Origin of the sequence: Massilia sp. MP_M2, from assembly GCF_039123635.1 — a bacterium.
Lineage (GTDB): Bacteria > Pseudomonadota > Gammaproteobacteria > Burkholderiales > Burkholderiaceae_D > Telluria.
Window position 1 is genome coordinate 292,471 of record NZ_JBCHJF010000004.1, and the last position, 14,866, is coordinate 307,336.

A 14,866-nucleotide genomic window follows, 5' to 3' on the forward strand; every position below is an offset into this window, starting at 1 on the left:
GCTGAAAGGAACGCGATGCGCGGCTTTACTTCCGGTCTGTTCGACCGCCTGGACGACACCACCGAAACGCCATCCGGTAACCGGCGCGACGCCCGTGTGCGCGCTGTCGAGCATGCACTGCGCAGCATCACGCGTGACCTGCAGGCGTTGCTCAATACCCGCTGCGGCGTGCACCAGGCATCGTTCAGCCCACTCCCGGCGGTATCGGGCTCCATCCTGAACTATGGCCTGATCGACTTCGCCGGCATGTGCATGAACAGCGATACGGACCAGCAGGAAATCTGCAGGGCCGTCCAGCTGGCCATCCAGCGCCATGAGCCCCGGCTGCACAAGGTCCTCGTGTCACTCCGGGGCGCCAAGGGCGCCAGGGGCACCATCAACCGCGTGGAATTCGTGATTACTGCGCAGCTGAAACATGCGTCGGTGCGCGAGGCGATGTCGTTCAATGCGGTATTTCGCCCCTCGCTCCAGCAGTATTCGATCGAAGGTGCCAACTAGAGGGCGCAAGCGCTGATCCCATGGATGAATTGTTGACAAAGTACGAGCGCGAACTCGTCATTCTCAGGTCGCTGTGCAGGGAATATGCCCAACGCTATCCCAAGGTTGCCGCCAGGCTGCAAATGGGTGGCGATACCTGCGACGATCCGCATGTCGAACGCCTGATCCAGAGCACGGCCCTGCTCAACGCGCGCGTGTCGAAGCGGCTCGACGACTCGTATCCCGAATTTACTGAAGCCCTGCTCAACCTGCTCTATCCCCACTATCTGCGCCCGTTTCCCTCGTGCGCAATCGCGCGCGTTTCCAGCACACCCGATCGCCCGGACGCGATCCCCGCCATGCCGCGCGGGACGTTGCTGGAATCGAAGCCAGTCCACGGCGTGGCATGCCGCTTCAAGACCATCCACGACATCAAGCCGTCGCCTGTCGCACTGCGCGCCGCAAGCTTCGAGACCATCATCCAGACGCCGGTCGCAACGCGCCTGCCGGACGACGTCACATCGTCGCTGACGCTGACATTCGGCGCATCCGGATGGGGCCCGCTGCCGGCGCCGGATGCGGCGACCGTGCTGCGCGTGTATGCCGATGGCGATGCCTCGTTCTGCGCCACGCTGCGCGATGCCCTCTTCATGCACACGGTGGCAGCGTACGTGCAGCTTGACGAGGACGGCCCGTGGGAACGGTTACCTTGCATCCCGATCACACCGGCTGGCTTTGCCCCTGACGATGCCCTGATCCCGTTCGATGCCCGCTCGCATGGGGCTTACCGCATTCTTGCCGAATATTTCGCCTTTCCCGAGAAGTTCAATTTTTTCGACATCGATATTCCCTTGCTGCTGGCACGTATACCTGCCGGCAGCGCCAGTGCCACGTTACGCCTGGGCCTTGCCGGCATCCGGCCCGACGCCGACAAGGCGCGCATGCTCGCCAGCCTGTCGACACAGCATCTGGTGCAAGGTTGCACGCCTGTCGTCAATCTGTTCCAGCAGCCCGGCGTGCCGATCACGTACGACCAGCGCGCGGCCGACTATACCCTTCTGGCGCACGCCAATTTTCCGCAGGCATATGAGGTGTATTCGGTCGATGCGGTGCACCTGGTGCGCCAGAACGGCAACGACACGTCGATCACGGCATTCCAGCCGTTCTATGCGCTTCGGCACGGCGCACAATACGCCAGCGAGAAAGGGCGCTACTGGTTCCTGCGTCACGACGAGACGCTTGCCTTGTGCAGTCCGGGCCATGAAAAATCGATTACGCTCGTCGGCGCCGATTGCGACCCGTTCGAGATCGAAAGAAATATCCTGTCGGTTGAACTGAGCTGCACGAACCGCGATCTGCCCTGCTCACTGGCCATCGGCGCCCCTGAAGGCGACCTGTTCATTCCCGGCGCAACACGCAACGCAGCGATCCGCATGGTGCGCAGGCCGACCCGCCCTGCGCGCTTGACGAATGACGCAGGCATGCACTGGCGCCTGATCTCGCACCTGGCGCTGAACCATCACTCCCTGATGGACGACGGCGTGCACGGCTTGCGCGAAATGCTGTCCCTGTACGACCTGGCCTCGTCGTCCGTCTCGCGCCGGCAAATCCGCGGCATCATCGCGCTCGACCAGCAGGACACCACGGCCTGGATCAGGCACAAGAACGGCACATCGCTGGTACACGGCCTTGAAGTGCGCGTCACGCTCGACGAAGAAGCGTATGCCGGCGCCGGCCTGCATCTGTTCGTCCAGGTTCTGCACCAGTTCTTTGCGCTGTACGTTCAGCTGAACAGCTTCGTCGAACTCGTCGCCCTCTCGCATCAAAGCGGAAAGGAGCTGATCCGATGCGCCCCACGAAGCGGAAGCATGAGCCTGCTGTAATGGCCCGACTCCTGGCTGAACCATACCGGTTCAGCTTTACCCAGCTCGTCAACATCCTGCTGCGCGCGCTGCAGCGCCAGGGCATCGGCCGCGAACGCGCCTTGCACACCGTGCTCTCGTTTCGCAACAGCCTGTCGCTGTCGTTTCCTGCCAGCGAAGTCGAAGCGATTGACGTCGAGCCGGCAACACAGGATCCACTTGGCGCGCTACGTTCGGGAACACTGCGCCGCATCCGGATCACGCCTGCATTCATCGGCCTGCTCGGCGCCAGTGGCACCCTGCCGGTGCACGATACCGAACGGATCGCAGCGCGCAAGTCGCTTGGGGACGATGCCAGTCAGCGCGAACTGCTCGATGTCATGTCGACCCGGTTGATCGGCCTGTTCTATGAGGCATCGGTCAAGTACCGGGTCGAGCACGATTTGTCGATTGGCGACGGGGACCGGTTGCTGCCGATGATGACTGCCTTGGCAGGCACGTGCTCGCCACGGGCTGCAAGCGCCAGGCAACCAGTCAGGCAAGTCAGACCGGACACTGCAGCCTGTTTCGCCGGGCTGCTTCGCACCCGCCCGGTGGCAGCCGGCACTGTTGAACAGGTGTTGAGCAGCTACTTCAACGTGCCGGTCAGACTCGAACAATTCGTCGGCTGCTGGGATCCCATTCCCGAAAACCGGCGCAGCACACTGGGCGTCACCAAGCCCGTGCTTGGCACCAGTACGGCGCTGGGCACGCGCCTGTGGCGGCATGACATCTGCGCGCGTCTGCATGTCGGGCCACTGGACGAGGCGCAAGCGCGCGATTTTCTTCCCGGCGGCACGGCGCTGGCAGCACTGCGGGAAATGACAAGGATGTTTGCGGTGCCGACCTTGCACTACAAACTACGGTTACTGCTTGCTCCCCCTGCCATCAAGCAGCTCACGCTGAGCACAAGGACGCCGTCGCGTCAGCTTGGATGGAATACGTTTCTTACCGCAACGCCAGGCATCACGGATCGTCCCGACGTCCGGTTGATGCTGCACGCTCCGATGACGTGCAAAAGATACACACAGGAACACGGTGACGTGGCTTAAAAAACGGCGTTGATGCCAATCAATTTAGGCTGCGTGACGGCGGGCTAACGTGGTCGCTGACCAAGTCGAACATGTCAATTGCGGCCGTGCAGCGGCCATCGGGAGCAACGCAATGGGCGAGAGCCAGACCATCGCAGCCGGCGCCGCACTGTCGGCATTTCGCGGCAACTCGCAGCACAACCGGCTGATGCGACTGGACTTTCCTTTCGAGGATGGTCCGCCCGCGATTTTGCTGCCAAACAAGCTGGTTGCCCGCGAGGAAGTCTCACGCGGATTCCGGTTCGAGGTCGAGGTCCTGTCGGACGACCCGCGCATTCCGCTCAAGATGCTGATGGGCCGGCTGGTCACGATTTCGCTGGTACGCCAGGACGGCTCGCTGCGTTACTTCAACGGGTACATCACGCAGCTGTCGTTCTTGCGCGCCGATGGCGGCTTTGCCTTTTACCGGATGGTGCTCGAGCCCTGGCTTGCCTTCGCGCGACTGCGCAAGGACAACGTGTCGTTCCATGGCAAGAGCGTGCAGCAAATCACCGAAGCAACGCTCAAGCATTACCGCCAGGCCGACTGGCACATGCACGTTTTCGAAGAAGATCCACCACTGACTGTCGCCAATCAATACAACGAGACCGACTACAACCACCTGCACCGCCGTTGGGAAGCGAGGGGCATGCATTACTGGTACGAACACCGCTTTGACGGTCATAAGCTCCTGCTCTCCGACAAGAGCTTCCATAACGAGCCGATCGACGCCACCAGCTACGACGACGTGGACGTCATCGCGTTTCACGACAAGAGCGGCTCGCTCGAAGATGACGGCATTCACCTGTGGAGTGCCAGCCGGCGCCTTGGCTCTGGCACGACCACGCTGGCCAGCGTCGACTACAAGAATCCCGGCGCCCAGCGCGCCACCGGTTATTCCGCCAACCGGCAAGGCGACATAGTCGCCTACGAAGTGTACGAAGACAGCGGCGCCTACGGCTTTCGCATGCGCAGCGATGGCGAACGGCTCGCAACGCAGCGCATGGTGGAGCAGGACAAGAACACACAAACGTTCGATGCCACCAGCAATGCGCGCAGTGTCCAGCCTGGGCGCACCTTCAAACTCGGCGGGCATTTCAGCGCACAGCCGCGCTCGATGGACTACGACCCGGAACCGCGCCGCGGTATTGGCGACCGCAGCTACCTGATCCTGTCTGTCGAGCACGAAGCGACCAACAACTACCAGGCCGGCGCGGGTGCCCCGTCGCACTACGAGAACCGGTTCACCTGCATCAACAGGGACATCCGCTGGCGGCCGGGTCGCGACTTCAACAGCGAGCCAGGCGCCTACATGGGCTTGCACACGGCGACGGTCGTCGGTCCGGCTGGCGCCGAGATCCACACCGATGGCTTCGGCCGGGTCAAGCTGCAATGCCACTGGGACCGCTTGGGTAAGCACGACGAGAACAGCTCGCCATGGATCCGGGTACTGAGCCCGGCTGCGGGAAAGGCGTTTGGCCACGTCCGCTTGCCGCGCGTTGGCGAAGAAGTGGCTGTTGTCTATCCCAACGGGAATATCGACCATCCGCTGATCCTGGGCGCGCTGTACAACGGCACACACATGCCGCCATGGGCGCTGCCGGCGCAATCGGCCCTGGCAGGCTTGCGTAGCCGCGAGCTCGGCGGCGGTGCACGCGGCAATCACCTGGTGCTGGATGACACGAAGGAAATGATTCAGGCACAGCTGAAAAGCGATCACCAGTGCAGTCAGCTGTCGCTTGGGCATATCACACGGATTGAGGATAACGCCGGGCGCAAGGATGCGCGAGGGGAAGGCTGGGAACTGCGTACGGACGGGCATGGCGTCGCGCGGGCAGCCAAGGGGCTGTTGATCACGACTGAGGCGAGGCAGGCGGCGCGTGGGGCGATCAAGGATATGGATGAAACAGCGCGCCGATTAATGTTCGCTACTGAACAGCATCAGCTGCTGGCGGAGATCGCGCAAAAGAACGGTACCCAGGAGCCTGTCGACAATCAGAACGACATCGCGGCACTCCTGCAAGCGCAAACCGATGCGGTGCAGGGGGCCGGATCAAAGGCTGGCAGCTTCCCGGAACTGGGTAAACCGCATCTGGTTCTGGCGAGCCCCGCTGGCATCGCCACGACGACAGCCGGCGACACGCACATCGCCAGTGACCGCCATACCGCCTTCACATCCGGAAAAAGTCTGTCCTTGGCTGCCGGTACGCACTTCTTTGCCAGCATCCGCAAAAGCTTCCGCCTGTTTGTCCAGAAGGCCGGCATGAAAATGGTCGCTGCCGCTGGCGACATCGATCTGCAGGCGCTGACAGACAACATCAAGCTTCTGGCAAAACTGGACATCACGCAGACGGCCAACCGGATCACGATCACCGCCAAGGAAGAAGTCGTCATCAATGGCGGCGGCAGCTACGTCAAATTCACTGCTGGCGGCATTGAGCATGGCACCAATGGGACATTCGTCGCGCACGCTGCGAATCACAGTCTGCTCAGCGCAAAGAACATGGCGATGGCGGTCAATATGCCGCCGGTGGCCGACGTCTTGCGCAATGGGAGCGGCACTCTGAACATCGGTAGCCATGCCGAGACCGCCGGGCGCATCAGTGCCGGGCTGCCCTTCAAGCTGTTCAAGAACGGCGCATTGGTCGAGCAGGGACAGTTCGATGCCAAGGGAAATATCGGGTTCGCACACGAACTCGATGCCGTGGCGAACTACAAGGTCGAGCTTCCAACTGGCCCGTCCTTTGACATCGCTCCCGGTGATCACGCCGAACAGCACGAAATCAATGCGGGCGTGGGATACCACGGCTACGAGAATCCCGGCGGACTTCTGCCCGAAGACGTCGTGTCTCCAGAACAGGATCGCATCGATGCCAGTCCCTTGACAGGCGAGAAGCCTTGATGCGGTCTTTCATAGCAGCCCTATCCAAAGAGGATCCCAATGGGAATGGACGAGAATGCCGGACTGTACGCGCAGAAGCTCAGCTACAACAAGACAATGGGGCCGTACCAATGCCTGTCTAAACCCTGGTGGATACGGACCGGCAAACACGCCGTGTACCCGCCTCGCCACGCATGCTGCATCGAGGCGCTCGTCTGTGGCGAAGAGGTATTTCGCAGCATACAGACCGACCTTCTGGCAGCACAGCACAGCGTAGATATCATCACCTGGGGATTTGATCCGGGCATGGTGCTGGTTCGCACTGGCGCAGGCGAAACCGGCCTCCGCTACGGAGACCTGCTCAAGCGGATTGCGACGCGCAAGGACAACCCGGTCATGGTTCGTCTTCTTTTATGGAACGACGACGTCGCCTCGCACTTAATGGCCAAGAACAACCCCGGCTACTACGGGGGCCGTATCCCAACTATCAAAGGCTATGCCGGTTTTTTCGACGAACTGCACGAACGCTATAACTGCGAATGGTTCAAGGACATCATCGGGGGCAAGGTGGCGAATATTGTGCTTCAGGGGCGTGAAGTTGCGTTGAAGTGTCGCGGCCCTGCGCTCGAAGGAGAAAACTACAAAAGTAGCGCCAAGGGCGTGCTCGGATCCGCCTATCCGACACACCACCAGAAGTCGCTGCTGATCGACTACGAAACGCCGGCGCGGGCCGTTGGTTACGTGATGGGTCATAACTCGACGACCGACTTTTGGGACACGATCGAGCATCGCTTCCACGACCCGAACCGTGAAATACTCTTCGATAAAAATCCGGCTGAAGCGATCAGCCAGTATGCGGCCACGATCGATGAAGCCCACGATCGTTACGAACAAATGGCTTATTCCGCCACCCCTTTTCAACCGGGACGCAGGCGGGCCGGGCGCATGGCTGAATTCGCGGAAAAGCACGCCTTTGTCGCCAAACCCTACCAGGATGTATCGCTGCGCGTGTGCGGTCCCGTCCTCTACGACCTGAATCACAATTTCTGCACTGGCTGGGCCGAAACCGGGTCGGTGAAATCGACCTTCAGCACGGCCTTGGGCCTGACCCCAATTGGCCTTGCAGTCAACGCGACACAGGCCATTGTCGGGGCGATCGTCACCGCAGCGCCGCGCCTGCCCGATCCGGCGCAGAGCAGGAAGCACATCAAGGCAGCCGAATTCATTGTGCGCGGCGCTCGCCACAGTGCGCAGCTCCTGCGCACCTATCCGGCCACGAAAGAAAAAGCGATCAAGGAATGCTATGCAAATCTGAATCGGCTCACCGAGCACTACCTTTTTATCCAGAACCAGTACGTCCAATATGAAGACTGGGCCACCCATCTGACCGAGTGCGCCGACAAGCTACGTAACGCCGGCTATCTCAAGCCGATCTACGTGTTCATCGTGACCTCGACGCCAGAGTCGGATGGCATGGATCTGGCGACCTACGACATCGCCTTGCGGCTTGGGAGCAGTGAGAAGATGAAGGTGGAGCATGCGGAGACGGTCGCGCAGGCTGAACGAGGCAAGGCCAAGATGCCGATTACGCCCGAAGCGCTGGAAAAGCGAGGAATCAAGGCACTCATGGCGTCGATGTGGAGTGGCGCTGCCAAGCCAACATCCGCATCTGATTTTGAGGAAACTTATATCCACGCAAAGGTGGCGATCGTCGATGACGCGGCCTTCACGGTCGGGTCAGCCAATCTGAACGTGCGCAGCATGGCATTGGACAGCGAATTGAACCTGCTCAGTCAGGCTATGGATGTTGCTTTCGACTTACGCAGGAAATTGTTCAAACAGTGCACGAATGATGAAGGGCCGGCGCAGTTCGGAGATATGAATAAAACGTTTGGAAAATGGCTGGACTTGATGAGTAAAAACACTGAAGCGATGGCGAATTGCTCACCGCTATCTGGCCAGATCGCTACTTTTCACGTTAACCGACAACCCGGCTGGCCAGTGATCTGATATGCGAATACTACTTCGTCAATCTATTTATATTGCCACCGCATTCGTCGCCATTTTGACAGGGGCCTATTTCCTGCAAAGACATTTGGAGTACGTGAAGATGCATACCATTCCTACTGGCTTGCGGACGTTCGATGTCAACAACCCGATCCCGGCCTGCGGCCGCTGGAAGGACACGATGCCGAAGACCCGTGACGCTAACGCCTATCGGCTCTATATCAATGCCCGCAATCTGTGGCGCAGCAAGATCGAATGGCAGCTAACGCGCCAAGAAGCAATTTCCATTCTAAGCGACGTACAGACTGCCGCCAACCTGGGGGACTGGGGTGCTCGCGCATTAATGGCCTACTTCTACCGGTCCGGCCTCGGCCCTCTCAAGTCCAATCACGTACTTGAGCCCGACGGTGACAAAGTCGTCGAGATCGTGCGCACTGCTGTCGCTGCAGGCCAAGCTTGGGGCTACTACGATCTCGGTGTCGCTCACGAGCATGGCTACGGGGGAGCCGCATACGATAAAAATATCGCGTGGGCGTATTACCTAAAAGCGGCAGAGCTTGGCAGTCCGGAAGCACAAATGGCCTTGGCAGGAGCTTATTTGAAAGCTGGGCGTCGCGATGCCGATGCCGCGATGGTGATGTGCTCTTATAAACAGGGCCACGGCCCCGCTGCCTACAAACTTGGAATCAGGGCGGAAATCCTAAAAGATTTCGCTGCTGCGGTGAGGTACCACCAGGCGGGAACAAGATTCGGTAGCAAGAATTCCGCAGTATCACTGCGGATGATCTTTGACATCAGGGAATGGGACCTACGCGACAAACAGGATCAGGCTGCCTTTAAAGAGTTGCAAATCCTGCCCGATCCGGAACGCGAGTATCGGTACGACCAGCTCGCCGACGCGCTCGACCTCAACCCAAATCTGAAACTTTCCCGATTGGATCAGGTACTGCCATTGCCCCCTGCCGAACTGCCCGCATGGCAGAGCATCAATGACGCGATCGAGCCGGAGCCGGACGGCCCCCCGACCTACTGACATCAACGACTTCAAGGAGAACGACGTGTCCCTGAAAATCATCACCGTTGGCGACAAGACCGATCACGGCGGAACCGTCATCAGCGGCGCGCCCAACCAGAATATTCATGGCCGCGCGGTCGCAAGGCTTGGAGATAAAGTCGACTGTCCACAGTTCTACCCTGGAGGAAAACCACACGGCGTCAACAAAATCATTACCGCCTGTAATACCGTCACGATTAACGGCGTACCTGTTGCTGTCGAAGGGTGCACAACAGAATGCGGATGCAAGCTGATCGGCAGCCAGCCCGCCAGCGTCGGTTAGCGATCCTGCATCGATGTTTGAAATGCCTGCAACGGGATTACGGGCCGTCGGTGTTTGAGGCATTGATCATCCCGTGCTGCCGCAGCCTGGCCAACACCTTACCCACCCCATCATCAACCGAAGCCGCAGCACTATCAACAATCACCTCAGCCGCCTCTGGCGCCTCATACGGCGATGAAATCCCCGTAAATTCCGCCAGCTGCCCTGCCCGTGCCCGCCGGTACAACCCTTTCGGATCGCGCGCTTCGCACACTGCCAGCGGGCAGTGGCAATACACCTCGATGAACTGCGGCGCCGGCACCAGCGCGCGCACGCGGGCGCGGTCGGCGCGCATCGGCGAAATGGCCGAGACGATCACGATCTGGCCGGCCTGGCAAAACAGGTGCGCCACTTCGCCGATGCGGCGAATGTTTTCGGCACGTTCAGGAAGAGAAAAACCGAGATCGGCGCACAGGCCGCTGCGGACCTTGTCGCCATCGAGCACGAATACCTGGCAGCCCAGGTCGAACAACGTGCGTTCGAGTGCGTCGGCCAGCGTGGTCTTGCCGGCGCCGGACAGGCCGGTGATCCAGACCACGGCGCCGCCGTGGCCGGCCCGCTGGCGCCGTTCCTCATCGCGAACGGACATGGACGGCGCCAGGGGCATCATCGCGCTTTAGACGACGATGGTTTGCGCTTCGCCGTCGGCGCGGGCGCGGATTTCGCCGATGCGGTAGACGGTCTCGCCGGCCGCTTCGAGCTGGGCAAAAGCCGCGTCGGCGTTCTCTTTCGAGACGATCACGGTCATGCCGATGCCGCAGTTGAACACGCGGTGCATTTCAGCGTCAGCCACGCCGCCGTGCTGCTGCAGCCACTGGAACAGCGGCGGCATCGTCCACGACGAAGCATCCAGCACGGCCGTCAGGTGATCCTGCAGCACGCGCGGGATGTTCTCGACCAGGCCGCCGCCGGTGATGTGCACCAGGCCCTTGACTTCCATCGACGCCATCAGCGCCAGCAGCGGCTTGACGTACAGGCGGGTTGGCGCCATCAGCACGTCGGCCAGCTTGCGCCCGTGGAAGTCGCCGTCGAGGTCCGGCTTGGCCACTTCGATGATCTTGCGCACCAGCGAGTAACCGTTCGAGTGGATGCCCGACGAGGCCAGGCCCAGTACCACGTCGCCCGGAACGATCTTGCTGCCATCGATGATCTGCGATTTTTCGACGGCGCCAACAGCGAAGCCGGCCAGGTCGTATTCGCCGTCCGGGTACATGCCCGGCATTTCGGCGGTTTCGCCGCCCAGCAGGGCGCAGCCCGACTGTTCGCAACCCAGGGCAATGCCTTTGACCACGGCGGTGGCGGTGGCCACGTCCAGCTTGCCGCAGGCAAAGTAGTCGAGGAAGAACAGCGGCTCGGCGCCCTGGACCAGGATGTCGTTGACGCTCATGGCCACCAGGTCGATGCCGACCGTGTCGTGGCGGTTCAGCTCGAACGCGAGGCGCAGCTTGGTGCCCACGCCGTCGGTGCCCGAGACCAGGACCGGCTCCTTGAACTTCTTGCTGATCTCGAACAGGCCGCCGAAGCCGCCGATGCCGCCCAGTACGCCCTCACGCATGGTGCGCTTGGCAAGTGGCTTGATCGCTTCGACCAGCGCGTCGCCGGCATCGATATCAACACCCGCATCGCGGTAGGAGAGAGAAACATTAGATGGTTGGTTCATGGTATTTGGCAGCGGAGGCGGTAAAATAGGAGGCGACCGGCGAAACTGGTCAATCCACTATTTTAGCAAAACGGCTTCCCCTGTATTCCTTTTATGGGCCGATCGCCGCCGTTTAACGTACATCACAACGAAAACTTATCCTTACTGGCATGCCCATTCCTCCATCTTCCGGCATGAATCGGCCCCCGCGATGAAACAGCTGGTGCTCGATTTAGGCGCCGAACCGGCCCAGAGCCTCGACACCTTCCAGGTCGGGGCCAATGCCGAACTGACGCACCTGATGCACCTGTTCGCCGAGCGCAGCTCGCGCGAGCATTTCGCCTATCTGTGGGGCGACACCGGCGCCGGCAAGACTCACCTGCTGCAGGGCCTGGCCGCCAGCCCGGGCGCGCGCTACATCCCGTTCGATGCGCCGGCCAGCCAGTTCGTGCATGCCACCGGCACCACGCTGTATCTGCTCGACGACTGCCATCGCCTCAGTGCCCGGCGCCAGATCGATGCCTTTGCCCTGTTCAACCAGATCCGCGAGCACGGCGCCTACATGGTCTGCACCGGCCCCGTGCCGCCGGCGGTGCTGCAGGTGCGCGAAGATCTGCGCACGCGCATGGGCTGGGGCCTGGTGTACCAGATCCACGGCCTGTCCGACGATCAGAAGATCGAAGCGCTGACGCATGCCGCCGAGGCGCGCGGTTTGACGCTGTCGGCCAGCGTGTTACCCTATTTGTTGTCTCATTTCAAACGCGACATGCGTTCCCTGTCGACGATGCTCGATGCGCTTGACCAGTATTCGCTTGAAACCCAGCGCCCGGTCACGCTGCCGCTGCTGCGCGACCTGCTGTTGCAAGAAAACCTGCCGCTCGAATCCAAAGAATGAAAAACCTCGCCCTGTTTGACCTCGACCACACGCTGCTGCCGATCGACTCCGATCACGAATGGGGCGAATTTCTGGCGCGGGTCGGCGCAGTCGATGGCGATGCCTACCGGGCCCGCAACGATGCCTTCTTCGCCCAGTACAACGCCGGTGTCCTCGATCCGGTCGAGTACCTCGAATTCGCCCTCGGCACCCTGGCCGCGTTCCCGCGCCCGGAACTCGACGCGCTGTATGCGCGCTATCTGCGCGAAGTGATCGAGCCGGCCATCACGCCGCAGGCCATCCAGCTCGTGCGCGATCACCAGGAAGCCGGCGACCTGGTGGCGATCATCACCGCCACCAACCACTTCATCACGGCGCCGATTGCGGCGGCCTTCGGCGTCGAGCACCACATCGCCGCGATGCCCGAATTCGACGCGGCCGGCATGCTCACCGGGCGCCTGGCCGGCACGCCGACATCTGGCCCCGGCAAGGTCGTTCACATGCACGCCTGGCTCGAACGCCTGGGGCAACCGTTCGACAGCTTCGGGCGCAGCTACTTCTACAGCGATTCGCACAACGACATCCCGCTGCTGTCGATCGTGTCCCATCCGGTCGCCACCAATCCCGGCAAGGCGCTCGCAAGCCACGCGCGCGAACAGGGCTGGCCAACCATCCAACTATTCAATGATTAAAACCTTCATCCGTAAAATCCTGGGTGTGAAAGACCAGCGCGACCCGACCGAGCCGGTCATCCTCGGCCCCGACGAACACGGGATCGACCCGCGCAGCGTGTCGTCCAACGCGATCCGCGTGACGCAGGCACTGCAGGAGGCCGGGTTCAAAGCCTTTGTCGTCGGCGGCGCCGTGCGTGACATGCTGCTGGGCGTCAAACCCAAGGACTTCGACATCGCCACCGACGCCACGCCCGAACAGGTGAAAAAACTGTTCCGGCGCGCCTTTATCATCGGCCGTCGCTTCCAGATCGTGCACGTGATGTTCGGCCAGGACCTGCTTGAGGTGACCACCTTCCGCGGCAACGGCAGCGACAACGCGCCGAAGGACGAACATGGCCGCGTCCTGCGCGACAACAGCTTCGGCCCGCAGCACGAAGACGCGGCGCGCCGCGACTTCACCATCAACGCCCTGTACTACGATCCGGCCAGCCAGCAGGTGCTCGATTACCACGGCGGCATGGAAGACATCCGCAACAAGCTGCTGCGCATCATCGGCGTGCCCGAAGAACGCTACCGCGAAGACCCGGTGCGCATGCTGCGCGTGGTGCGCTTCGCGGCCAAGCTGGGCTTCTCGATCGAGCAGGCGACGCTGGCGCCGATCCCCGTCATGGCCCCGCTGATCGACAACGTGCCGGCCGCGCGCGTGTTCGACGAGATGCTCAAGCTGCTCATGTCCGGCCACGCGCTGGCGTGCCTGCAGCAACTGCGCTCGGCCGGTCTGCATCACGGCCTGCTGCCGCTGCTGGACGTCGTCCTCGAGCAGCCGATTGGCATGAAGTTCGTCACGCTGGCGCTCGACTCCACCGACAACCGCATCAAGGCCGGCAAGGGCGTCTCGCCGGGCTTCCTGTTTGCCTCGCTGCTGTGGCACCAGGTGCTCGAAAAGTGGACGGCGTATGTTACCGCCGGCGAGTCGCCAATCCCTGCCCTGCACCTGGCGGCCGACGACGTGCTCGAAACGCAGACCGACAACCTGGCGCTGCAGCGCCGCATCGCCACCGACATGCGCGATATCTGGGCCATGCAGCCGCGCTTCGAGCGCCGCGCCGGCCGCGCGCCGTACAAGCTCCTTGAACACCCGCGCTTCCGCGCCGGCTACGACTTCCTGCTGCTGCGCTGCGAATCGGGTGAACTCGACATGGAAATCGGCGACTGGTGGACCGATTTCTATGCCGCCGAAGGTGGTGACCGCGAGCGCCTGGTCGAAGTGGCGGTGTCGCGCGAGCGCGAAGGCGGCCCGGCCAAGAAACGCCGTCCACGGCGCGCGCCGCGCAAGGCCGGCGGCGAAGGCGATGCGGGCGACACCATGCGCGCGCCGGACCCTGACGATGGCCTGACCGCCGAAGACCGGGCCCGCGACGCTGCCTATGCGGCGCACGAAGAAGCCAAGTACCGGGCCATGCGCGGCAAATGATCGCCTACATCGGCATCGGTGCGAACCTGGGCGACGCACGTGCCAACGTGCTCGATGCGCTCGCGCGCCTGGCGCGCATGGACGGCGGCATGCTGCTGCACACGTCCAGCATGTACCGCACCGCCCCGATCGATTCAAACGGCAACGATTACATCAATGCCGTGGCCTGCCTGGATACGTCGCTTGGCGCGCACGAGCTGCTGGCGGCGCTGCAAGCGATCGAACAGGCACATGGCCGCGAGCGCCCGTACCACAATGCCCCGCGCACGCTCGACCTTGACCTGCTGCTGTACGGCGACGAGACGATCGCCACCGACACCTTGACCGTGCCGCATCCGCGCATGCACGAACGCGCATTCGTGATCGCGCCGCTGCTGGAAATCGCACCGGACATCGTGATCCCGGGCCACGGCGCTGCGCGCGACTTCGCGCAGCTGGTGGCTGGCCAGACGATCACCAGACTCGCCTGATACCCGTGCGCCAGTCACGGCGT

The 14,866-nt window shown here is 61.9% G+C and carries 13 protein-coding genes; 11 read left to right on the forward strand and 2 right to left on the reverse strand.

Annotated features, from left to right (window positions below):
- Window positions 1-15: 15 nt before the first annotated feature.
- The 7 genes from tssE to RCH14_RS11640 all read left to right on the forward strand — a co-directional run bounded on the left by tssE (window position 16) and on the right by RCH14_RS11640 (window position 9,673).
- Window positions 16-498 (forward strand): type VI secretion system baseplate subunit TssE, encoded by a 483-nt coding sequence (gene tssE / locus RCH14_RS11610; RefSeq protein ID WP_343026267.1) that lies wholly within the window; start codon window positions 16-18, stop codon window positions 496-498.
- A gap of 20 nt (window positions 499-518) precedes the next feature.
- Window positions 519-2,360: a type VI secretion system baseplate subunit TssF gene (gene tssF, locus RCH14_RS11615; protein WP_343026268.1), complete on the forward strand. Its 1,842-nt coding sequence runs from the start codon at window positions 519-521 to the stop codon at window positions 2,358-2,360.
- Window positions 2,360-3,430 (forward strand): type VI secretion system baseplate subunit TssG, encoded by a 1,071-nt coding sequence (tssG, locus tag RCH14_RS11620; protein ID WP_343026269.1) that lies wholly within the window; start codon window positions 2,360-2,362, stop codon window positions 3,428-3,430. Before tssF ends, tssG begins: the two co-directional genes overlap by 1 nt.
- A 112-nt stretch (window positions 3,431-3,542) precedes the next feature.
- On the forward strand, window positions 3,543-6,350 hold the full coding sequence (locus tag RCH14_RS11625; RefSeq protein WP_343026270.1) for a type VI secretion system tip protein TssI/VgrG: 2,808 nt from the start codon (window positions 3,543-3,545) through the stop codon (window positions 6,348-6,350).
- Window positions 6,351-6,395: 45 nt separating this feature from the next.
- Window positions 6,396-8,339 (forward strand): phospholipase D-like domain-containing protein, encoded by a 1,944-nt coding sequence (locus tag RCH14_RS11630; RefSeq protein ID WP_343026271.1) that lies wholly within the window; start codon window positions 6,396-6,398, stop codon window positions 8,337-8,339.
- A gap of 100 nt (window positions 8,340-8,439) precedes the next feature.
- Complete coding sequence (locus RCH14_RS11635) at window positions 8,440-9,369, forward strand: DUF6396 domain-containing protein (RefSeq protein ID WP_343026272.1); 930 nt, start codon at window positions 8,440-8,442, stop codon at window positions 9,367-9,369.
- A gap of 25 nt (window positions 9,370-9,394) precedes the next feature.
- Window positions 9,395-9,673: a PAAR domain-containing protein gene (locus tag RCH14_RS11640; protein ID WP_343026273.1), complete on the forward strand. Its 279-nt coding sequence runs from the start codon at window positions 9,395-9,397 to the stop codon at window positions 9,671-9,673.
- A 37-nt stretch (window positions 9,674-9,710) separates the two neighbouring features.
- Here RCH14_RS11640 and cysC read toward each other — a convergent pair whose 3' ends face one another.
- Together cysC and purM are read right to left on the reverse strand one after the other, a co-directional pair.
- Window positions 9,711-10,301 carry an adenylyl-sulfate kinase gene (cysC, locus tag RCH14_RS11645; protein ID WP_343026274.1) on the reverse strand — a complete coding sequence of 197 codons (591 nt, stop codon included), beginning with the start codon at window positions 10,299-10,301 and terminating at the stop codon, window positions 9,711-9,713.
- Between the two features lie 27 nt (window positions 10,302-10,328).
- Complete coding sequence (gene purM, locus RCH14_RS11650) at window positions 10,329-11,372, reverse strand: phosphoribosylformylglycinamidine cyclo-ligase (protein ID WP_332532772.1); 1,044 nt, start codon at window positions 11,370-11,372, stop codon at window positions 10,329-10,331.
- Between the two features lie 190 nt (window positions 11,373-11,562).
- Here purM and hda point away from each other — a divergent pair, with 190 nt between their 5' ends.
- The 4 genes from hda to folK are packed head-to-tail and all read left to right on the forward strand — an operon-like array spanning window position 11,563 to window position 14,843.
- Window positions 11,563-12,246, forward strand: coding sequence for a DnaA regulatory inactivator Hda (gene hda, locus RCH14_RS11655; protein ID WP_343026275.1), 684 nt, complete (start codon window positions 11,563-11,565; stop codon window positions 12,244-12,246).
- The gene (locus tag RCH14_RS11660; RefSeq protein ID WP_343026276.1) at window positions 12,243-12,917 is read left to right on the forward strand and encodes an HAD family phosphatase; all 675 of its coding nucleotides are present in this window, start codon (window positions 12,243-12,245) and stop codon (window positions 12,915-12,917) included. The genes hda and RCH14_RS11660 overlap by 4 nt, the downstream gene beginning before the upstream one ends.
- Window positions 12,910-14,373 carry a polynucleotide adenylyltransferase PcnB gene (gene pcnB / locus RCH14_RS11665; protein ID WP_343026277.1) on the forward strand — a complete coding sequence of 488 codons (1,464 nt, stop codon included), beginning with the start codon at window positions 12,910-12,912 and terminating at the stop codon, window positions 14,371-14,373. The genes RCH14_RS11660 and pcnB overlap by 8 nt, the downstream gene beginning before the upstream one ends.
- Entirely contained in the window at window positions 14,370-14,843 is a 474-nt protein-coding gene (gene folK, locus RCH14_RS11670; RefSeq protein ID WP_343026278.1) for a 2-amino-4-hydroxy-6-hydroxymethyldihydropteridine diphosphokinase, read from the forward strand. Before pcnB ends, folK begins: the two co-directional genes overlap by 4 nt.
- Window positions 14,844-14,866 lie beyond the last annotated feature (23 nt).